This window comes from Alterinioella nitratireducens, from assembly GCF_013155465.1.
In the GTDB taxonomy this organism is placed as follows: Bacteria; Pseudomonadota; Alphaproteobacteria; order Rhodobacterales; family Rhodobacteraceae; genus Alterinioella; species Alterinioella nitratireducens.
The window spans coordinates 96,923-116,239 of sequence record NZ_JABJVX010000009.1 but is presented as its reverse complement, the minus strand read 5'-3'; the positions used below and the strand labels follow the sequence as shown (position 1 = coordinate 116,239).

Annotated in this window: 19 protein-coding genes and 1 tRNA gene; 9 read left to right on the top strand and 11 right to left on the bottom strand. The window is 63.6% G+C overall.

All coding sequences use genetic code 11. The annotated features are described in order from the left end of the window. Window positions 1–58: 58 nt before the first annotated feature. Window positions 59–562, bottom strand: coding sequence for a DNA methyltransferase (locus HNS34_RS21035; protein WP_214647500.1), 504 nt, complete (start codon window positions 560–562; stop codon window positions 59–61). Window positions 563–635: 73 nt separating this feature from the next. Between HNS34_RS21035 and HNS34_RS15230 the strand changes: the two genes are divergently transcribed. Then, window positions 636–2,036 carry a hypothetical protein gene (locus tag HNS34_RS15230; protein WP_172320955.1) on the top strand — a complete coding sequence of 467 codons (1,401 nt, stop codon included), beginning with the start codon at window positions 636–638 and terminating at the stop codon, window positions 2,034–2,036. A 135-nt stretch (window positions 2,037–2,171) separates the two neighbouring features. Here the strand turns inward: HNS34_RS15230 and HNS34_RS15225 are convergent, their stop codons facing one another. Then, entirely contained in the window at window positions 2,172–2,681 is a 510-nt protein-coding gene (locus HNS34_RS15225) for a site-specific integrase (RefSeq protein ID WP_172320954.1), read from the bottom strand. A gap of 126 nt (window positions 2,682–2,807) precedes the next feature. Here HNS34_RS15225 and tnpA point away from each other — a divergent pair, with 126 nt between their 5' ends. From tnpA to tnpC, 3 genes are read left to right on the top strand one after another with little or no spacing between them, the layout of a single operon-like run. Then, on the top strand, window positions 2,808–3,215 hold the full coding sequence (gene tnpA, locus HNS34_RS15220) for an IS66-like element accessory protein TnpA (RefSeq protein WP_172320953.1): 408 nt from the start codon (window positions 2,808–2,810) through the stop codon (window positions 3,213–3,215). Then, complete coding sequence (gene tnpB / locus HNS34_RS15215; RefSeq protein ID WP_172320952.1) at window positions 3,212–3,583, top strand: IS66 family insertion sequence element accessory protein TnpB; 372 nt, start codon at window positions 3,212–3,214, stop codon at window positions 3,581–3,583. Before tnpA ends, tnpB begins: the two co-directional genes overlap by 4 nt. Window positions 3,584–3,621: 38 nt before the next feature. After that, the gene (tnpC, locus tag HNS34_RS15210; RefSeq protein WP_172320951.1) at window positions 3,622–5,151 is read left to right on the top strand and encodes an IS66 family transposase; all 1,530 of its coding nucleotides are present in this window, start codon (window positions 3,622–3,624) and stop codon (window positions 5,149–5,151) included. A gap of 3 nt (window positions 5,152–5,154) precedes the next feature. On the opposite strand, the gene HNS34_RS15205 is transcribed toward tnpC, so the two are convergent. Together HNS34_RS15205 and HNS34_RS15200 are read right to left on the bottom strand one after the other, a co-directional pair. After that, window positions 5,155–6,081, bottom strand: a complete 927-nt coding sequence (locus HNS34_RS15205) for a hypothetical protein (RefSeq protein WP_172320950.1) — start codon at window positions 6,079–6,081, stop codon at window positions 5,155–5,157. Window positions 6,082–6,286: 205 nt separating this feature from the next. Continuing rightward, window positions 6,287–6,360, bottom strand: a tRNA-Cys gene (locus HNS34_RS15200). A 175-nt stretch (window positions 6,361–6,535) separates the two neighbouring features. Between HNS34_RS15200 and HNS34_RS15195 the strand changes: the two genes are divergently transcribed. The 4 genes from HNS34_RS15195 to HNS34_RS15180 all read left to right on the top strand — a co-directional run bounded on the left by HNS34_RS15195 (window position 6,536) and on the right by HNS34_RS15180 (window position 10,704). After that, entirely contained in the window at window positions 6,536–7,189 is a 654-nt protein-coding gene (locus HNS34_RS15195) for a protein-L-isoaspartate O-methyltransferase family protein (protein ID WP_172320949.1), read from the top strand. A gap of 56 nt (window positions 7,190–7,245) precedes the next feature. Continuing rightward, on the top strand, window positions 7,246–8,631 hold the full coding sequence (locus HNS34_RS15190) for a TolC family outer membrane protein (protein WP_172320948.1): 1,386 nt from the start codon (window positions 7,246–7,248) through the stop codon (window positions 8,629–8,631). 125 nt (window positions 8,632–8,756) lie between these two features. Further along, window positions 8,757–9,812: a hypothetical protein gene (locus HNS34_RS15185; RefSeq protein WP_172320947.1), complete on the top strand. Its 1,056-nt coding sequence runs from the start codon at window positions 8,757–8,759 to the stop codon at window positions 9,810–9,812. Between the two features lie 58 nt (window positions 9,813–9,870). Next, a complete protein-coding gene (locus HNS34_RS15180) occupies window positions 9,871–10,704 on the top strand; it encodes a rhomboid family intramembrane serine protease (protein ID WP_172320946.1) in 834 nt (277 codons plus the stop codon). A 67-nt stretch (window positions 10,705–10,771) separates the two neighbouring features. Here HNS34_RS15180 and efp read toward each other — a convergent pair whose 3' ends face one another. Next, window positions 10,772–11,335 (bottom strand): elongation factor P, encoded by a 564-nt coding sequence (efp, locus tag HNS34_RS15175; RefSeq protein ID WP_172320945.1) that lies wholly within the window; start codon window positions 11,333–11,335, stop codon window positions 10,772–10,774. Window positions 11,336–11,547: 212 nt separating this feature from the next. Between efp and HNS34_RS15170 the strand changes: the two genes are divergently transcribed. Next, window positions 11,548–11,859, top strand: a complete 312-nt coding sequence (locus HNS34_RS15170) for a DUF6280 family protein (protein WP_172320944.1) — start codon at window positions 11,548–11,550, stop codon at window positions 11,857–11,859. A gap of 72 nt (window positions 11,860–11,931) precedes the next feature. Here HNS34_RS15170 and brnA read toward each other — a convergent pair whose 3' ends face one another. The 6 genes from brnA to HNS34_RS15140 all read right to left on the bottom strand — a co-directional run bounded on the left by brnA (window position 11,932) and on the right by HNS34_RS15140 (window position 19,200). After that, the gene (brnA, locus tag HNS34_RS15165; protein WP_172320943.1) at window positions 11,932–12,147 is read right to left on the bottom strand and encodes a type II toxin-antitoxin system BrnA family antitoxin; all 216 of its coding nucleotides are present in this window, start codon (window positions 12,145–12,147) and stop codon (window positions 11,932–11,934) included. Beyond that, on the bottom strand, window positions 12,134–12,403 hold the full coding sequence (locus HNS34_RS15160; protein ID WP_235952754.1) for a BrnT family toxin: 270 nt from the start codon (window positions 12,401–12,403) through the stop codon (window positions 12,134–12,136). The genes brnA and HNS34_RS15160 overlap by 14 nt, the downstream gene beginning before the upstream one ends. Window positions 12,404–12,489: 86 nt before the next feature. Beyond that, entirely contained in the window at window positions 12,490–14,754 is a 2,265-nt protein-coding gene (locus HNS34_RS15155; protein ID WP_172320942.1) for a TRAP transporter permease, read from the bottom strand. A 116-nt stretch (window positions 14,755–14,870) separates the two neighbouring features. Then, the gene (locus tag HNS34_RS15150; protein ID WP_172320941.1) at window positions 14,871–15,866 is read right to left on the bottom strand and encodes a TAXI family TRAP transporter solute-binding subunit; all 996 of its coding nucleotides are present in this window, start codon (window positions 15,864–15,866) and stop codon (window positions 14,871–14,873) included. A 197-nt stretch (window positions 15,867–16,063) separates the two neighbouring features. Next, window positions 16,064–17,401, bottom strand: coding sequence for a sigma-54-dependent transcriptional regulator (locus tag HNS34_RS15145; RefSeq protein ID WP_172320940.1), 1,338 nt, complete (start codon window positions 17,399–17,401; stop codon window positions 16,064–16,066). Next, a complete protein-coding gene (locus tag HNS34_RS15140) occupies window positions 17,398–19,200 on the bottom strand; it encodes a sensor histidine kinase (RefSeq protein ID WP_235952753.1) in 1,803 nt (600 codons plus the stop codon). Before HNS34_RS15140 ends, HNS34_RS15145 begins: the two co-directional genes overlap by 4 nt. Window positions 19,201–19,317: the final 117 nt, after the last annotated feature.

Below are 19,317 nucleotides of genomic sequence, written 5' to 3'. Positions count from 1 at the left end.
CGTTTCAGTCCCATAGTCAGTCTCCTTTGTTGCAGTAAATGCTATCAAAGGAGCGGCATCAAACCGTGACAGGTCCAGCCCGCTGGTCGTCATTGATCGACACCAGCAGCACCCCGTCTTCGGCCAACAAGTCCCGCGCCAGTGTCAGGCGGCGATAGAGAAACTCCAGCCATGTGGACTGGCGGAACCGGTCCTCCTTGTCCATATAGCTGTCGTTATAGACCCAATCCTTGTTGCCGGTGTTGTAGGGCGGGTCGATGTAGATGCACTTCACCCGGCCTGCATGGGTCATGCGCAGCCAGCGCAGCGCGTCGAAGTTGTCGCCCTCGATCACCAGATTGTCCCATGGCGCGGGCTTGTCCGACAGCGCCTCGTCGATCCGGCAGGCGATGAAGTTGGCATCCACCGCCGCGTCCGCCTCGATCTCGTCCCGCTCCCACACCAGCCCCAGCTTCTTGGTCCGGTCGCGCTTTTCCAGCAGTTCGACAAGTTGCGCGCGGGTGAGGTCGTCGTATTTTCCGGCCATGTGGTAGGGTCTGCCCTTGTCCTTGTTTCTTGTCACCTTAGCGGTCCAAGGTGGCGAACGGAAGTCGCGGTGTTCGTGATAGCCAACGGAAAACAGATAGATATGCCCCATGCCTTCGCGCCCGTTTGACCCGCAATGGACCACCGACGCCCCGGCGCTGTCCGCGTTTCTGGACACGCTCTGCGCCGACCTGACCGCCGCACGTCCCAAACCGCTCAAGTCCGATGCGCAGCCGCGTTTTGAAGCGTCCATCAAGGCCATCGTACTGGACCTGTTCCGGGCGCATGAAAGCGACCCTTCGCTTGAGGTGGGCATTGCGAGCGGTGCGACCGCGATCACGAAGAAAAGCAAGTCTCGATATGGGGCCAGCTTCTTGTCCTATCGGACCTTCACCGCTGCGATGGACGCATTGGAAGACGCCGGGTTGATCGTGATGAGCACGCCGCACTGGGATGACCCCGCGAAGAAGAACAGCCGTGTGGCCCGCTACATGGCGACCCCTTCCTTAATGGCAGGGATTGACCGGGCCGGTGCCTCTGTGGTCGATCTGCGACGGCACCCGAACGCCGAAGGCATCCGCTTGAAAGACAGCAAGAAGCGGCTTGTCGAGTATGGCGATAACGCCTTCGCGAACGTGGCGCGGGATCAACTGCGTATCATCAACGACATGCTGGAAAGCCATTGGGCAGACCTGGCACTGACGGACGTACAACTGGCCCAAGAGTTGAAGCGCATAGACGGGACACGGGACGATGAAGCCGCTCAGTCCTTCGACTTTGCCGCGCGCACGGTCTACCGGGTTTTCAACAACGATGAGTGGGAACAGGGCGGGCGCTTCTACGGTGCATGGTGGATCAGCATTCCCAGCCATTTGCGGCGGCACATCTTGATCGACGGCAAGAAGACGGTCGAGGTTGATTATTCCGGCATCCATCCCGCGATGCTGTTCGCACTGGCAGGCAAGGACATTCCCACCGACCCATATGCACGCTGTGTCACGAACAAGGGGAATGAGGATGAGCGCAGACTTGTGAAGAAGACTTTCAATGCGCTTCTGAATGCCGATAGCGTCAAGGAGATGAAGAAAATAGAGAAGTATGAAGAAACGCTAACCGGTCGAAACTGGACAGACTTCAAGCGTTTCATTGTCGATAGCTATCCGGAATGTGCGGATCACTTCGGGACCGGTTTCGGGTTGCGGCTTCAACGTATGGACAGTGATCTGGCCGAAACCGTGATGCTCAGATTTGCTGGCATGGGCTATGCCTGCTTGCCGGTGCATGACAGCTTCATTGTGCACCACGACATGCGGGATGTTCTGGAAGACACCATGAAAGCGGTTTTCAAGGACATGTTCGGCGTAGAAAACAAAGTCGAGTTCGACATGGGCGAAGGTGAGAATGTCGAGCCAAGCGAAGACCCCATCGCGCCAGACATTGCAGGGTTGCTGGAACCCGATGGGTACGAAGGACGCTTGCAGGCGTTTCGGGCATCCCGTGAACCGCTCTAGGGTTTCCCCTATATGTGTGGAGGTCGTATAGCCTTTTGAAAGATATGGTAGTAAAAGCTTATTGGAATACCCTGTCGGTCGCGCCGTCTGCGCCGCTCCCGCATTACTGGTAACGATTAGGAACGGCGCGACCCGTCAGACACGAAACTTTTCGATGGCCTCGCTCAACTGGCGCAAAGTGAAGCCTTGCCGCAGGTAGACTTGTTGTGTGACCCCGGCCCGAGCATGGCCGACGATGCATTGATAGATCGGTTCCGGCACGTCAGCACGCCCAAGCCGCGTAACCATCGTGTGTCGGAAGCTGTGAAAGACGATACCCGGTTTCTTGATCCCAAGTTTGGGTAAGAAGCTTTCATTGTACCAGCGCCCCAGATTGCGACCGTAGCCGCCATTGACGTTGTAGCTGTAGTCCGGGAATAGGCGCTGGCCGCACTTTCGGCTTTCAACGAAGTCAAGAAAGCCTAGCCGGATCAACTCCGTGTGCAGTGGGACTTTCCGTCGGCTTGCACTTGCCTTAACGCGCTTATTGTCGTCGCCTTCGTCTGTGATGTTCAGAAACCACTGGTCGCCGTCTTGCTGAATATCAGCAATGTCGAGTTGGCAAATCTCGTTCAGACGCGCCCCAGTGAACAGGCCCAACAGCACGCCCCACTTGTGACTGTCCTTCCGAACGAGGCCAGAGGGGTGTATCCGTCCGGCGTGACCGCTCTGACGGAGGGGGACTGCTGCCGATAATGTCCATGATTAACAATGGACATCTTGAGGCACTCCATGGCGGGAAAGAAGGGCCAGAAGAAGCGGTTCTGGTCTGACGAGGAGAAGCGGTCGATCTGCAGTCAGACCCTGGTGCCGGGCGTCTCGGTTGCCCAGGTGGCGCGGCGGTATTCGATGAATTCCAACCTGATCTTCACCTGGTTGCGGGACCCGCGCTACGCGCCCGGACCGAAGGAAGAGAACTGCGGGCCGGAGGACGGCGACGTCTTCCTGCCGGTGGAGATTTCCGGTCCGGCGATTGACGATCAAATGGTTGCAGCGAGTGTGGCGGGGGCCGATTTGACCGACGGGGCCGTCATGGCCAATCGCGTCGACATCACGCTCTCGGACGGGCGGAGGATCGTCGTTGAAGGACCGACGGCGTTGTCGGCGGTGGTCGGTCTCGTCCAGGGCCTGATGGCATGATCCCGGTGCCGAGCAACACGCGAGTCTGGCTTGCCGCCGGGGTCACGGACATGCGGCGGGGGTTCAACACGCTTGCAGCGCAGGCCGAGAAGACGCTCGAGGAAGACCCCTATTCGGGCCACCTGTTCGTGTTCCGCGGGCGCCGGGGCGACCTGTTGAAGATCATCTGGTGGGACGCACAGGGCGCGTGCCTGTTCTCGAAACGTCTGGAGCGCGGGCGCTTTGTCTGGCCCGCCGCCAAGGACGGCAAAATCAGCCTCAGTCCGTCGCAATTGTCGATGCTTCTGGAAGGGATTGACTGGCGCATGCCGCAGAAGACGTGGCGGCCTCTGACGACCGGCAATTTGCGAGAGAATCCAGCAACCTAAGCTTCACTTGCGCACGGCGAAACAGTACTCTTCCGGCAATGCTGGAGACGCCTCAAACCCTGCCATCCGATCCCGACGAGCTCCGCGCCGTCGCGGCACAGCTGCACGATCTGGCCAGGTCCCAGGCGCTGAAGATCGAGAAGCTCGAACATCAACTGGCCGGTCATCGCAAGGCGCGGTTCGGCTCCAAATCCGAAAGCCTCGACCAGTTGGCGTTCGATCTGCAGGAAGACACCGAGATTGCTGAAGCCGCGGCGGCTCAGCTGGATGAAATCGATCAGTACGACGAAACGGTCGATGACGATAAACCCACCAAACGGAAACACAGCCGGGCTCCGCTGCCTGATCACCTGGAGCGACAATCCGAGGTTCTCTCCCCCGGCGAGACCTGCGCCGACTGCGGCGGAGCCCTGCGGACCCTTGGCGAGGATGTAACGCAAGAACTGGAATACGTCCCCGGCCACTTTGTTGTCCGCGAAATCATTCGCCCGCGCATGGCCTGCTCCTGCTGCGAGACGTTCGCTCAAACGCCGCTGCCGAGCCGCCCGATCGAACGTGGCCGCGCAGGCCCCGGTCTGTTGGCGCACGTATTGGTCGGCAAGTATTGCGATCATCTGCCGCTCTACCGGCAGTCCGAAATTTACGCCCGCGAGAAGGTCGATCTGCACCGGTCGACGCTGACCGATTGGGTCGGGCGTTCCACCGCGCTTCTGGAGCCTTTGGCCGATCACATCGGCAAGCTCGTGCGCGCGGGGCCCGCGCTCTTCGCCGACGATACCCCGGTCAAGATGCAGACAAAGGGCAAGACCGGCAAAGCCCAGACCGCGCGGATGTGGAGCTATGTCCGCGATGAACGACCGTGGTGTGGCCAGGCCCCGCCTTGCGCGTGGTACCAGTTCAGCGTGGACCGCAAGGGCAAACATCCCGCCGCGCATCTCGCGGGTTACAAGGGCATCGTGCATGCTGACGGATTTACCGGCTTCAACGGGTTGTTCGGCGAGGGTCTGGCCGCGGAACAGGCCTGCATGGTGCATGTCCGCCGCAAGTTCGTGGACGTCTTTGAGCGAAACGGCTCCACCATCGCCCGGGAAACCATCGAGCGCATCGCCGGGCTCTATGCCGTCGAAAAGGAGGCGCGGTACAAGCCGCCCGAAGAACGCGTCGCCCTGCGACAGGCCAAGGCCAAACCCATCTTCGACGACCTGGAGAACTGGCTGAAACTTCAGCTGCCGAAAATCTCCGGAAAAACCAAACTGGCCGAGGCCATTCGCTACGCCCTCGGTCGCATGCCCAAAGCACGGGCCTATCTCGAAGATGGCCAGTTGGAGTTGGATAACAACATCTGCGAGCGGTCAATCCGGCCGCTGACTCTCGGGCGGAAGAATTATCTGTTCATGGGATCGGAAGGCGGCGGCAAGGCCGCGGCCATCGCCTACACCCTCGTCGAGACAGCCCGCATGAACCGCGTCAATCCGGAAGCCTGGCTCACCTGGGTGCTGACACACATCGCCGATCACAAGATCAACCGCCTCGACGAACTGGCACCCTGGAATTGGCAGGCAACTTGATTGTCAACGGCGGTCACGCCGGACGGATACAGAGGGGTTGTCAGTCAACTCCCTGAAAATCAGGGCTGTCTGGTCCGGCGTGTAGGGCTTTACAGTGGTTTCCGCGTTCTTCTCTTTAGCCACCTTCATGCCTTCAAAGAGCGTGTGCGGTGAATGTCCATGACGTTCTGCCCAGTCGAAGAACATCTTGAACATTTGGATGTGGCTGTTGATCGTCTTGGCCGCGATATTCTTGTGCCCCGGTTCCTTGATGACCTGCATCAACGGCATGGCCTTCAACTTGGGCTTCGTGTTCCGGCTGGCCGGTAGCGCCTGCAACACTTTCTTGACCTCGCTCGCATCCTGCTTGGTGATCGTGGCAAGCAGCCGATCAGGGCCGAAGTATTCGACAAGGATATTCAGGTATGCCCGGTTCTGGCCGATGGTCTTGTCAGCCCATTGGCGCGAATGCTCAGCGATGAAATCATCTACCGCCGCACCCAAGGGCGATGACGCTGGCAGAGCGGGCGCAGGAGCGGCAGGAGCGATGGCTGGGGCATCGTCATAGGAATAATGCTCAAGGCGCTCAGCGGCTTCCAGAACGCGCCTTAGCATGTCCCGGCGACCCTTGCGTAGTTCAATGGCGATGCGGGGCAGACTTGCGTCCCAATCGGCGTCCGAGACTTCCATCTTCGTCTTGAAGCGGGCGATTGGCAGGTATTGAGGATGGACGCTTTCAAGATCGACCATGCTGTCATGGTCCAGCATTTCTTCGCGGGCATCGGCCAAGGCATTCTTCGACAAGCCGCGCCGGTCCAACCAGTCAAGGTACTGGTCCAGTTGCGCCTTGAAGTAGGCTTGCACCTTCTCGCGTATCTCGCTTTGTCTCAGTCCCGCCAATGCATTGTTCTCGCGCAGTATTCGTCCGCAGGATGCAAGATGGCGGGCCAAATCACCAGCCCGATCCGGGCAACGGGTCCGCAGGGAGATGCGAACCGTGGTCCGCTTTCCGTCTGAGGACGGAGGGATAGGCCAGCGGAAGTAGTAAATCCCGTGTCTTGAGGGGCTTAGATAGGATGACAGCATCATAGGGCGTGTGTCCCACTTTGTGTCACACCCGACCGTTCAGCCGCTAACCCTATGATTTAGAATGAAATGGAGGCGAGTACCGGAATCGAACCGGTGTACACGGATTTGCAATCCGCTGCGTCACCACTCCGCCAACTCGCCGCGCTTGTGGTCTGGCGCTGGTTTTGCCTCAAAGCGGGGCGGGGTGCAAGCAGGTTCGCGGGGCTTTCGTGCCACGTTTCGCCCTTGCCTTCGCGGCAGGCGTCCTTCCTGCGTTGCCCTGCCGGGACACCTGTGGCAAGACGGGCGAAACGATAACAAGCCGCTGGATGTGATCATGCAGGATTTCACCGCTCTCCGCACCATGATGGTTGATACGCAGGTGCGCCCGCAGGATGTCACCAAGTTCAACATCATCGAGGCCATGCTCGACGTCGCGCGCGAGGCCTACCTGCCCGACAGCCTGCGCGACGTGGCCTATGTCGGCGAGAACGTGACCCTGGAAGGCGGCCGCGTGGTGCTGGAGCCGCGCACGATGGGCAAGATCCTGGACGCGCTGGATATTCAGCCGGGCGACCTGGTGCTGGATCTGGGCTGCGGGCTTGGCTATTCCGCCGCAGTGCTGGCGCATCTGGCCGAGGCCGTCATCGCCATTGAGGATGTGCCGGACCTGGCCGCCGAGGCGCAGGATATCCTGGCCGCGCAGGGTGTCGACAATGTCGCTGTGATCGAAGGGCCCCTGGCCGAGGGCAGCGTCAAGCACGGGCCCTATGATGCGATCGTCATCGAGGGCGGCGTGGAAGAGGTGCCGCCGGCCCTGCTGGACCAGCTCAAGGAAGGCGGACGGATCGCGGCGATCTTCATGACGGGTGCGCTTGGCGAGGCCCGGATCGGCCACAAGCTGGATGGACGGGTCTTCTGGCGCATGTCGTTCAACGCCACAGCCCCGGTATTGCCCGGATTTCGCCGCGCCGAAGAATTCGTGTTTTGAGGCAGGGCGCCGATCATTCCGGGGCGGGGTATCAGGTTGAACAGGGGCGACAGTCGATGCGTTTCACAAGAATATTGTCCTCCTTCCTGGCGGTCCTGATGCTGTCCATCATCGGTCTCGGTCAGGTGGCGCGGGCCGAAACCCTGGCCGACACGCTGGCGGCCGCCTATCGCAATTCCGACGTGCTGGAACAGAACCGCTATCTTCTGCGGCTACAGGATGAAGGCGTGGCACAGCAGGTGGCGGGTTTGCGCCCGGTGATCACCTTCATCGCGTCGTCGCGGTGGCAGACGCCGACCACGCGCCAGACCGACCGGCTGACGCTGACCGCCGAGATGCTGCTCTATGATGGTGGCGGGCGCAGACTCTTGCGCGACGCGGCGCGGGAAACCGTGCTGGCGACGCGGCAATCGCTGATCGGCCTAGAGCAGCAGGTGTTGCTGGACGCCGTGACCGCCTATCTGCAGGTCTGGCGCGATGCGCAGGTCGTCAGCGTCCGCGAAAGCAATCTGCGCGTGATCACGCAGCAGTTGCGTGCCGCGCGCGACCGGTTCGAGGTCGGCGAGGATACCCGCACCGATGTGGCGCTGGCCGAGGCGCGCCTGGCCGAGGCGCGGCGGGCGCTGGTCTCGGCGCAGGGCGCGCTGATGATCGATTCCGAACTGTTCCTGCTGGCAGTCGGTCGCCGCCCCGGTGCGTTGAGCGGCCCGGGCGTGATCCCCTCGCTGCCCGACAGCCAGGAGGAGGCGCTGGAGATCGGGCGCCAGAACCACCCCTCGATTCAGGCCGGAAGACACGGCCAGCGCGCCGACGAGTTGAACCTGGCCGCCGCGCGCACCGATTACGGCCCCAGCCTCAGCCTGCGCGCCGAGGGTTCCGTCGATCCCGCCGATCGCAGCGAATGGTTCGAGGATTCCGCCAGCGCCTCGCTGACCCTGAGCCTCTCGCAGCCGATCTACAATGGCGGGCGGCTGGCCTCGTCCGAGCGGATCGCGCTGGCCACGCTGCATGCCAGCATGGCCGAGCTGAACCAGACCGTGCGCCGGGTCAACCAGAGCATCGGCAATGCCTTCGCCCAGATCCGCATCGCCTCGGCCTCGATCCAGGCCTCGCAGCAGCAGATCCGCGCCAACCGGCTGGCGTTTGAAGGCGTCCGGGAGGAGGCCTCGCTCGGGGCGCGCACGACGCTGGATGTGCTGGACGCCGAACAGGATCTGCTGGATGCCCGGATCGGGCTGATCGAGGCGCAGACATCGCTTTACCAGGCCAGCTATGGCCTGTTGGCGGCGATGGGCCTGCTGACGGTCGAGCATCTGAACCTGGACGTGCCGGAATACGATCCCACGGCCTATTACGACGCGGTCAACCGTGCACCCATCCATACGCCCACGGTGCGCGGCGAGCGGCTGGATGCGGTGCTGGACCGGCTCGGGCGGGACTGAGCCGACAGGCTGAAATCGCTGCAAATTTACCTATCCATTGTGCGAACGGGCCTGTGGCTGTATCTTTGCGTGAAAATGATGGCGCGCGCATGAGGCAGGTGCAGCCAAACCGGAGTGGTGAGGACATGGCAGACCCAATGAAATCCGATGAGATCGAGGATGTCCTGTCGTCGATCCGCAGGCTTGTCTCGGAACATCACCCGGCGGAGGGGACGCAGGCCGTGCCCCCGGCCGGCGAGGGTGGGGATGCCACCGCGCCGGACAAGCTGGTGCTGACGCCCGCCTTGCGTGTGACCGACCCCGAGGACCCCTGGGTGCCGATCACGCCGCGTGGCGACGACCCCGACCCGTCCCGCGATGAGGGGACGGATTGGGCGCAGGAATTGTGGGGCGAGCCGGTCGAGGATGCTGACGCGGGCGATGACGCGGACCCGGCGGAGCCGGTCGCGTTCGACGATTCCCCGCCCCTGACGGATGCAGAGCCCGAGGCGGATATGGCGGATGTGGCTGACATGCCGGAGCCGGACGACGACGCGCCCCCCGAGGATGAGGCCACGGACGCACGGGAGGCCCCCGAGACCGCGGAACTCGCCAATGACATGGCGGAGGATGACGCGGTGGACGCGCCTGACGACAGCCCGCCGATCTCCTTCATTCGCCGGTCCAGTTCGCTGGCCGAGTATGAGCCGGAGGAGGGGGCCTTTTCCTCCCCCGACGAGGCACCGCCCTTCGCCGCGCGCGAACTGGCCGAGGCGCGGGCCGCCCAGATGGCCGTCTCGGGTGTGCTCTCTGCCGTGATCAGCAAGGGTGCGCGGGAAGATGAGGGCGAGGAGGACGCATCGGCGCCGGATGAGGTGGAGACCGAGCCGCAGGACGCGGTGACGGAGGAGGTGCCCGAGGAGGTTGCCCCGGAAGACCCCGCCCCGGACCTGGCGGCCGATCTTGAGCCTGAGCCGGAGCCGCGTGACCGCTCGGAGGTCGAGGATCTGGGCGAGGGGCCCTTTACCTTCCCCGATGAGGATGCCGGTTTCGTGGACGAGGAAACCCTGCGCGAGATCGTCGCCGAGGTCGTGCGCGAGGAGTTGCAGGGCGAGTTGGGCCAGCGCATCACGCGCAATGTGCGCAAACTGGTGCGCCGCGAGATTCGCCTCGCGCTGGCCGCCGACGACCTGGAGGATTGAGCGCAGCCCGCGCTGACGCCCCCTTGACCGGGACCGGCAGAAGGGCAATCTGAACCCCATGCTGCCCCTGCGCGATCACAACCCGTCGGAACGAAAGCCCTTTGTCACCTGGGTTCTGATCACGATCAATATCGGCGTTTTCCTCAGCTATTTCCCCTCGATCGGTGAGGCCCCGCGCCTGTTGATGGCGTTCTACGCCGATTGGGCGCTGGTGCCCGCGCAGGTCAGCCAGGGCGACCAGACCTACACGATCTTCACCTCGATGTTCCTGCATGGCGGCTGGATGCACCTGGCGGGCAACATGCTGTTCCTGTGGATCTTCGGTGACAATCTCGAGGATCAGATGGGCCATCTGGGCTACCTGGTCTTCTACCTCGCGGCGGGCGTGGCGGCGGCCTTCGGGCAGATGATCGCCAACCCCTATTCGCCGGTTCCCATGGTGGGGGCCTCGGGCGCGATTGCGGGCGTGATGGGCGGATATTTGTTGATGTTCCCCCGTGCGCGGGTCGATTTCCTGCTGATCCTGTTTGTCTTTTTCCGGGTCATCACGGTCCCCGCCTGGCTGATGCTGGGGCTGTGGTTCGGGATGCAGTTGGTCAATGGCGCGGCGGCCGACACGCTGACCGGCGGGGTCGCCTATTGGGCCCATGCCGGTGGCTTCATCGCCGGTGTCGTGCTGGCGGTGCCGGTCTGGTTGCGGCGGGGCGGGCCGGCCTTCTGGAATGCGACCCACGGCCACCCGCCGCATGAAGAAGCGTTTGACGACCGGGCCGTTTCCCGACCGCGCCGCGCGCGCCCCCGCGAGGTGGAGCCGACCGCAACAACGCGCATCCCCCGTACCGGACAGGGGCGCAGGCCGCCGCCGTCATCGCCCTGGGGCGGGCGGCGCTAGCGTTCGCGGTCGGAAGAGTTTTCAAAAAACCTCTTCGGGCGTGAAAACCCTTGGACAAGGATTTTCGTCACGCGCGTTCGGAGTATTCCATGGTCTCGGTGTTGACGACGATCATCTCGTCCTGGCCCACGAAAGGCGGCACCATGACCTTGACGCCGTTGTCCAGCACCGCGGGCTTGAAACTGTTGGCGGCGGTCTGGCCCTTCACCACGGGCTCGGTCTCGACGATCTTGCAGGTCACTTTTTGCGGCAGGGATGCGTTCAGCGCCTCGCTTTCGTGGAATTCCACCACGATTGTCATGCCGTCCTGCAGGAACGGGCGGCGGTCGCCCAGAAGGTCGGCGGGCAGTTCGATCTGCTCGTAGGTTTCGGTGTCCATGAAGACCAGCATGCCGTCGGTTTCATAGAGAAACTGCTGATCCTTCTGCTCCAGCCGCACCCGTTCGACCTTGTCCGCCGAGCGGAAGCGCTCGTTCAATTTCGAGCCGTTGCGCAGGTTCTTCATCTCGACCTGGGCGAAGGCGCCGCCCTTGCCGGGCTTGACGTGATCGACCTTCACCGCGGCCCAGAGGCCGCCATTATGCTCCAGCACGTTTCCGGGGCGAATTTCATTGCCGTTGATTTTTGGCATGTGTCATTTCCGTGGCAAAAGGTTGAGATTTCGTTGACCGGACCTATATCTGCCGCTTGGTAGGGTGGCAAGACACCGGAAATAGCGCGAATTCGAGCTGAGCCATGCGGGGTGCGCATGGCACATATGCAAAAGTTGCACACACGAATCGGCTTTGATTGGGCATAACGGGTGGACCGCCGGAAATGCAAGAGCAATAAAAGGACGACGGAATGAGAGATTTCGTTGATGGAACGGCATTCAACTTCGAACAGGGCCAACGGTCGCGCAAGCTTTTTGCCGCCGTGGTCCTCGCCGCTTTGGATGACGCCATTGCAGATGACAAGAAATACGGCAACGGGCCCGATCAGATCGCCCGTTGGGCACGCTCGCGCGATGGCCGCGAAGTGCTGTCCTGTGCCGGGATCGACCCGAACGAGCGTGTCGTGACGGGGCTGATGGCCTTTGTCTCGAACGGTGTGCGCACCTCTGTCGCGCTCAGCCGTGAGGAAAGCGAACGCCGCAGCCAGGCCGAAGCCGCCTGAGCTGACACGAATACTGCTGCCCTGAAAGCCGCGCCCCCTGACCGGGGCGCGTTTTTCTTTGGGACGCGCAGTCTATTGCAGGCGTTCGGCGATCCACAGCTTGATCAGGGATTGCCGCGTGACGCCCAGGTGGCGGGCCTGCTTGTCCAGCGCTTCGACGACCCAGGCCGGGAAATCTACGTTCACGCGCCGGGGTTGGTCATTCGGACGGCGGGCTTTGGACCAGTCCAGGCTGCCGCCGACATCCTCGCCCGCATCGAATGCCTCGTCGAAATCAGTGGCCTTCATAATACGCGATCTCCTCTTTCCTGGCGCGCCGGACCGAGATGATCCGCACCGCGTCGCCCCTCGGGGTCCAGATGGCTGACCAATGCCGACCGTCGATTGCGCCGATTGACAGAACGCGCGGCTCATCCTCGGTTCGGGCTGGCACCTCCAGCATCCACGGATCGTCCCAGATCGCCTGCGCGGTCTCGAAATCGATGCCGTGCTTTTCCATGTTCGAGGCGCTCTTGGCCGGGTCAAACTCAAACCTAATACCCAAATATGGTATAGTAACTCTCCATTTTCAATAAGAGATAGGGCCGCCCCGCATCCGGGACGGCCCTATCTCATCTCTGCGCGCAATCGTCAGTCCGCGCCGCGCACGTCGAAGGTGGCGTCTGGGGCGGGGTGGAACAGCTTCTGGATGAAGAAGACCGCCACGGCCCCGCCGATCCCGATCACGTCCGAGACCCAACCGCCCTCGATCAGGAACAGCGCCGCGGCGATGATCGCCACCCGCATGAACCAGGCCATGCGGCCTCCCATGAACCAGCCCTGGACGCCCGAGGACAACAGGAACACGCCCACGGTCGCGGTTGCGGCGGCGCGGATGATCTCGAACCAGGTGCCGTCCATCAGGATCGCCGAGTTGTAAAAGAACATGAAGGGCACGACGAAGGCCGAGATGCCGATCTTGAAGGACGCCATCGAGGTCTCCATCGGGTTCGACCCCGATATCCCCGCCGCCGCGTAACTGGCCAGCGCCACGGGGGGCGTGATCGCCGAAACGACGGCGAAGTAGAAGACGAAGAAATGCGCCGTCAGGGCCGGAATGCCAAGCTGCACCAGGCCCGGCGCCACGACCGAGGCCGCCACCGCATAGGCCGCCGTGGTGGGCATCCCCATCCCTAGAAGGATGGCGATACACATGGCGAAGAACAGCGCCAGAAGCTGGCTGGCCTCGGCCAGGCCAAGCAGCAAGGACGAGAACCGCGCGCCGACCCCGGTGAGGGAGATCACGCCCACGATGATACCGGCGCAGGCGCAGACCGTGATGATCTGGATCGACATGACACCCGCCAGCTCGAACGCCTTGATAATGGCGCGCAGGCCCATCCGGTGCGGCGTCAGCCAACTGACCACGGCGGCGGCGACGGTCGCGAGTGTGCCCGCCCGGATCACCGAATAGCCCATGAACAGCGCCACGATCAGGATGATGATCGGGATGAACAGGTAGACCTGGCGCACAAGCTGCTTGAACTTGGGCAGCTCGTCCTCGCGCATTCCGCGCATTCCCAGCTTGGCGGCCTCGAGGTCGACCATGAAGTAGATCGACGCGAAGTAGAGCACGGCGGGGATGATCGCCGCGATGGCGATCTCGGTATAGGGGATACCGGTGATCTCGGCCATGATGAAGGCGCCCGCGCCCATGATCGGCGGCATGATCTGCCCGCCGGTACTGGCCGCGGCCTCGATCGCGCCGGCGGTCTTCTTGTGATAGCCGACCTTCTTCATCAGCGGGATGGTCAGCGAGCCTGTGGCCACGACGTTGCCCGCGGATGTGCCGTTGATCATGCCCATCAGGCCGGAGGCGAAGATCGCCACTTTTGCGGGCCCGCCCCGCGCGCGCCCCGCCGCGGCGAAGGCGAAGTTGACGAAGTAATCGCCCACCTTCGACGCCTGAAGGAAGGCCGCGAAGATGATGAAGAGGATGATATAGGTCGAAGAGACGGCCGTGGTCGGCCCCAGGATACCCGCATCCGTGTAGACGAAGCCGAAGAAGCGCTGCCAGTTATAGGGCGTCTGCACGGCCAGGATGCCGGGCAGCAGATGCGCGGTGAAGGTGTAGATCAGGAAGACACCGGTGATGATGACCAGCGCCAGCCCCGCGACCCGGCGCGTCAGCTCAAGGATCAGCGCGGTGCCGGCGGTGGCGGCAAATGCCACGCCAATCGGCACGAAGGTGGTCCCGACCGAGTTGCGCGCGGCGGTGGAGTAGATCGGCACAAGGTAGAGCGCGACGACGACCCCGCAGACCGCCAGCACGACATCCGAGGTGGAAAAGCGGGTGCGATGGGTGTTCTCGAACCAACCCAGAACGATCGCGCCGCCGGTGGCGACGAGCAGCGGAATGCCGAACCAGCGCACTTCCTGCGCGTAGATCTCGGTGCCGGGGAAGGCGGCCCATGTGGTCAGCCCGCCCATTTCGGGCAAGGTGCCGCTGTTGATAACAAAGGCGAATTTCACGGCCATGTAGCCGGCCAGAAGCGCCGGGATCAGCAGCAGGTATCCGATCAGCGACAGGGTCCGGGTTTCGGGCTTTTCGTCATCGGGAAACAGCCGCGCGGCGAATAGCAGGAACCCGAGCGCCAAAGCGCCGGAGACGTGGACAATGCGGAAATTCCAGGTTTCCATCGGGAATGTCGGCAGGAAGGGGATCTCGATCCCGGTCCAGTCGCTGATCGACACGCCGTTGAGCGCCAGCATGTGAAAGCCCGCATAGAGCGCCGAGAAGGTGGCGATAAAGACAAAGGACGGCCCGGTGAAGAGGCGGCGGTTCTTCTCGACCGGCTCCTCATCGACGCCTTCGGCGAGCACGATCTCGTCGATCTCGTTTGTGTTGGTGGTCATTGTCCCCTCCGCTTCCCCGCGCGTGTCGCACGGGGATTCCCCCGGTGTTTGAAAAAATGCCGCGCCCGAGCATAGCCGGACGCGGCGTCTGTGTCAGGCCACTGGCCCGGTTTCGATCACATGTCGCCGTAGATCATGTCGGCGGCAATCTCGGCGCCTGCGTTTTCCGTGAACCAGCGGGCCGCACCGGGGTGCCACATCATGACGGTGTTCTTGTCCCAGTTCTCGGGCAGGGTGGAACGTGCGGCGCGGTGGATATTCATCATCCGCTCATTGTCCGACATCACGACATCGACCACGGCATAGACGAAGCTTTCCGGCAGGTCGCAATTGGCGATGGCGAAGTTCCACATCGAGACCGAGCGCGCGGGCTCTTCCAGCGTGGTGTAGATATCGGCCGAGATCTCGAAGGCGGAAACCGGGAAGGCTTCCATGATCGCGGCCTGCTCTTCCTCGGTGAACTCGATGATGTTCACATCCGTCTGCACCTCAAGCTGGCTGACAGCCGGAACCGGCACACCGGCGGCAAAGGCGATCACGTCCAGAAGGCCATCCTGCAACTGCCCGCCAAGGTCGGACCAGCCGCCATTGCGGCGCTCGAAGTTGACGCCGAGCTCTTCCATCATGCGCGGGAAATAGGTGTCCGAGGTGGAACCCGCGGGGCCAAAGCCGATGCGCGCGCCATCGGGAATATCCGCGACCGACATGATGCCCGACGACGACAGCGCGGTGATCGAGAACGGCGTCTGGTACATCGGGAACATGGCGCAGGCATTGGTCATTTGCAGACCGGGCGCGATCGGGTTGGTGCCTTGCAGGCTTTCCGCCGCCGGGCCCATCGTGGTCATGCCGAACTGTGCCTCGCCGGTATGGACCAGCGCCATGTTCTGCATCGGGCCGCCGGTCACTTCGCCGCCGCCGGTCAGGCCAAGCTCTTCCGCCACAAGGTTGGCCCAACCGGAGCCATAGGCGAAATAGGTGCCGCCCTGGCTTGCGGTGCCGACGGTGAAGCTCTCGGGCCAGTCGCTGCGGTCCTCGTGGCTTTCCGCAAAGGCGGCGGTGCTCGCAAGGGCGCTGGTCATGGCAAGCGCGGTGAGTTTCTTGAAGGTCATGTGTTTTCCTCTCCCTTTGGAATTGGCGGCAAGGGACACAAGGCCCCGATCCGCTCAACCCCCCTCATGCGGGCGCGGCTTCCCCCAGGGCAAGGGCGCTGAGGGCCGCAAGGGGCATCGACGCGACATTTCCTGGCCCGATGGGTCGGTCGGGCCCCATGGCGTCGCAATCATGTGTCGAAATCCGCCCATCGCGGTCAGTCCCGGCGGAACGCGTCCCGGTCCAGCCCGTATTTCTGCATCTTCTCGTAGAGCGCCTTGCGCGACAGGCCGAGCGCCTCGTAGGTCTCCTTGAGGCTGCCGCCATGGCTGGTCAGGCTGGCCGCGATGAGGGATCTCTCATGCGCGGCCATCGCCTCGCTCAGGCTGCGGGCCTCCTGCGGCGCCGCCTCGCCGATATCGAGGTCGAGGCCCAGGGCAAAGCGGTCGGCGGCATTGCGCAATTCGCGCACATTGCCGGGCCAGTCGCGGGCGGCAACGGCGGTCAGGACCGCACCGGGGATGGGAGGGGAGGGGCGCTTGTATCGGGCGGCGGCCTCATGGACCAGTTGCGTGAAGAGGCGCGGCACATCCTCGCGCCGTTCGGTCAGGTCCGGCATCCGCAGCGTCACGACATTCAGCCGGTAGAGCAGATCGGCGCGAAACTGACCGGCGGCGGCGGCGGCCTTGAGGTCCTGCTTGCTGGCGGCGATGAAACGCACGTCCAGTTCCACCGGATCGTTCGAGCCGAGCCGCGTCACCACCCGGTTCTGGATCGCGTCCAGCAGCTTGGCCTGCACGGGCTGCGTCATGCTTTCGATCTCATCGAGGAACACGGTGCCGCCGCGCGCATGTTCAAAGCGCCCGTAGCGCGGTCGCGTGGCGCCGGGAAAGGCCCCGGCCTCATGCCCGAAAAGCTCGCTTTCAATGAGGTCGGCGGGCAGGGCGGCGCAGTTGATATGCACGAAGGGCCTTGCCGCGCGGGACGAGGCGCGGTGCAGCGCGCGGGCCGCGACCTCCTTGCCGGTTCCGGTCGCGCCCTCGATCAGCACGTCGGCGCCGGTCTCGGCGATGGCGCGGATCTGGCCGCGCAGCCTGATCATCACGTCCGAGCGTCCCGTCAGCCGCGCCTCGATCGCGTCGCGCCCGCCGACCTGGCTGCGCAGGGCGCGGTTTTCCAGCGTCAGCCGCCGCTTGTCCAGCGCGCGGCGCACGGTCGAGACCAGCCTTGCGGGGGCATAGGGTTTTTCCAGGAAATCATAGGCCCCGTCGCGCATCGTCCGAACCGCCAGTTCGACATCGCCATGCCCGGTGACCAGGATCACGGGAAATTCCGGGTCGATCTCCAGCGCGCGGGCCATCAATTCCTGCCCGTCCATGCCGGGCATCCTTATGTCGGTCACCAGGATTCCGGCGAAATCGCGCGCGACATGGGACAGCGCCGTTGCGGCATCGGCGAAGGTCGTCACGTCCAGATCCTCAAGCTGCAGGCTCTGCTCGGCGGCCAGGCGCAGGTGATCCTCGTCATCGACAAAGAGGATGGTCTCGGACGTCATTGCGCGGCGATCTCCGTCTCATCGCTGGCGGGGGCAAGATCGACGGTAAAGACCGCGCCGCCGCCTTCATGGTTATGCGCGGCCAGCCTGCCACCGAAATCGCGCACGATATTGTAGGAGATCGACAGGCCGAGCCCGAGCCCCTTGCCGGGGCTCTTCGTGGTGAAGAACGGGTCGAATAGCTGCGCCAGCGAGGTCTCCGACAGGCCCGGCCCGTGGTCGCGCACCGAAACCTGCCAGCGCCCGCCGCGGGTCTCGACGCTGATCTCGATGACCGGCACCTCCTGATCCTCCATCGCGTCGATGGCGTTGGAGAGAAGGTTCACCAGCACCTGTTGCAGCCGCACCTGGCCGCCCATGACGGTGATCTCCTCTTCCGGCCGGTCATAGCTGATTTCGGCCCCCACCTCGGCCAGCCGCGCCCGCATCAGTGCCAGCGCGTCGTCGAGAACGGGCAGCAGCGGCACCGGCCCGATTTTCTCCTGCGGACGGCGGGCGAAGTTGCGCAGGTGTTTCGAGATCGCGGCCATCCGGTCGGCCATCTGGCTGATCAGTCCGATATTCTGGCGTGCTTCCTCGGGCCGGTCGCGGTCGAGGAAGGTGGCGGCGTTGTCGGCATAGGATTTCACGGCGGCAAGCGGCTGGTTGAACTCATGGCTGAGGGCTGCCGACATCTGCCCCAATGCGGCCAGCTTGCCCGCCTGCACCAGGTCTGTCTGGGTCTTGCGCAGCCGCGCCTCGGTCAGGCGGCGTTCCTCGACCTCCTGGCGCAGCTGCGCGTTGGCGTCATGCAGGTCGGCGGTGCGTTCCGTGACGCGGGCCTCCAGAACTTCACTGTGGTGGCGTTGCTGGTCGAAGCGTTCCAGAAGCCGCGCGCGGCGCTGGATGAAGAGCGCGCCGACCAGCCCCGCAAAGAGGATGACGAGGATGATCGAGGCCAGCGCCTGACGTGCCTGCAAGATCGCGTGGCGGGTCGGCGTCAGCACCCAGACGCGCCAGCCCGCGGCAGCGATGAGGCCGATATTGGTGACATATTCCTCGGCTCCGATGCGCAGCAGTTCGGTCGTGGGGCCAAGCGGCTCGCGCGTGGCGGGCAGGGGGGTCAACTGGTCCAGCGGATATTGCCGGGTCGCCGCGATCCGGCCCCGCGCGCCATCGGGGATCGGCCCGAGCGTGTTGAAATGCCATTCCTCCCGGTCCGACAGGAAGATCACATTGCTCGAATCCATCACGATGATGGTGTTGTCGCCGTCGCGCCAGGTCTGCTCGAACGTGTCGAGATGGATCTTGACCGCGACCACGCCCAGAAGTTCGGTATTGTCGATGATCGGGGCGGCGAAATAGTAGCCGCGCTGCCCGGAGGTGACGCCAAGCGCGTGAAACCGCCCGCGCCCGAGCGACAGCGCGTCCGTGAAATAGGGCCGGTAGGCGAAGTTGCGTCCGACGAAGGACGCCTCGCGCCGGTAATTGCTGGCCGCGATGGTGTTGCCGCGCAGGTCCATGACGAAGATGTCGGCCAGCTCCAGCGTCAGCGCGGTCTGGCGCAATTGTTCATTGGCAAAGGGCAAGAGGCCCTCGTTGTCCGGGTCGCGCAGGATCTCGGATAGGATCGGGCGTTCGGCCAGCAGCGCGGGCAGCGCCTCGGACCGGGCCAGCGCGCCGCGCAGGGACGCGGTGGCCAGGCGCAGCGTCGCCTCTTCGCGCGCCGCCGTCTCGGCGATGAAATAACGCTCGATCCTTGGCAGGGCGGCCAGCGCCAGACCGATGGCCAGCAAGACCAGCAGCGCAAGATTGCGCATCGCCGTTCGCATTGGCCGGGGTCGGGGCGGGGTCACTGTCATGGGGCCGAGTATGATCGGCGCGGCGGCGATTGCCTAGGGGGGAGGGATGGGCCATGTTCGGCCCTGACGGAGGAG

What these genes read in the sequence shown, in the direction of transcription:
- HNS34_RS15230 (WP_172320955.1), top strand. Translation starts at nt 636, where the DNA reads ATGCCTTCGCGCCCGTTTGACCCGCAATGGACCACCGACGCCCCGGCG.
- tnpA (WP_172320953.1), top strand. Translation starts at nt 2,808, where the DNA reads ATGGCGGGAAAGAAGGGCCAGAAGAAGCGGTTCTGGTCTGACGAGGAG.
- tnpB (WP_172320952.1), top strand. Translation starts at nt 3,212, where the DNA reads ATGATCCCGGTGCCGAGCAACACGCGAGTCTGGCTTGCCGCCGGGGTC.
- tnpC (WP_172320951.1), top strand. Translation starts at nt 3,622, where the DNA reads ATGCTGGAGACGCCTCAAACCCTGCCATCCGATCCCGACGAGCTCCGC.
- HNS34_RS15195 (WP_172320949.1), top strand. Translation starts at nt 6,536, where the DNA reads ATGCAGGATTTCACCGCTCTCCGCACCATGATGGTTGATACGCAGGTG.
- HNS34_RS15190 (WP_172320948.1), top strand. Translation starts at nt 7,246, where the DNA reads ATGCGTTTCACAAGAATATTGTCCTCCTTCCTGGCGGTCCTGATGCTG.
- HNS34_RS15185 (WP_172320947.1), top strand. Translation starts at nt 8,757, where the DNA reads ATGGCAGACCCAATGAAATCCGATGAGATCGAGGATGTCCTGTCGTCG.
- HNS34_RS15180 (WP_172320946.1), top strand. Translation starts at nt 9,871, where the DNA reads ATGCTGCCCCTGCGCGATCACAACCCGTCGGAACGAAAGCCCTTTGTC.
- efp (WP_172320945.1), bottom strand. Translation starts at nt 11,335, where the DNA reads ATGCCAAAAATCAACGGCAATGAAATTCGCCCCGGAAACGTGCTGGAG.
- HNS34_RS15170 (WP_172320944.1), top strand. Translation starts at nt 11,548, where the DNA reads ATGAGAGATTTCGTTGATGGAACGGCATTCAACTTCGAACAGGGCCAA.
- brnA (WP_172320943.1), bottom strand. Translation starts at nt 12,147, where the DNA reads ATGAAGGCCACTGATTTCGACGAGGCATTCGATGCGGGCGAGGATGTC.
- HNS34_RS15155 (WP_172320942.1), bottom strand. Translation starts at nt 14,754, where the DNA reads ATGACCACCAACACAAACGAGATCGACGAGATCGTGCTCGCCGAAGGC.
- HNS34_RS15150 (WP_172320941.1), bottom strand. Translation starts at nt 15,866, where the DNA reads ATGACCTTCAAGAAACTCACCGCGCTTGCCATGACCAGCGCCCTTGCG.
- HNS34_RS15145 (WP_172320940.1), bottom strand. Translation starts at nt 17,401, where the DNA reads ATGACGTCCGAGACCATCCTCTTTGTCGATGACGAGGATCACCTGCGC.
- HNS34_RS15140 (WP_235952753.1), bottom strand. Translation starts at nt 19,200, where the DNA reads ATGCGCAATCTTGCGCTGCTGGTCTTGCTGGCCATCGGTCTGGCGCTG.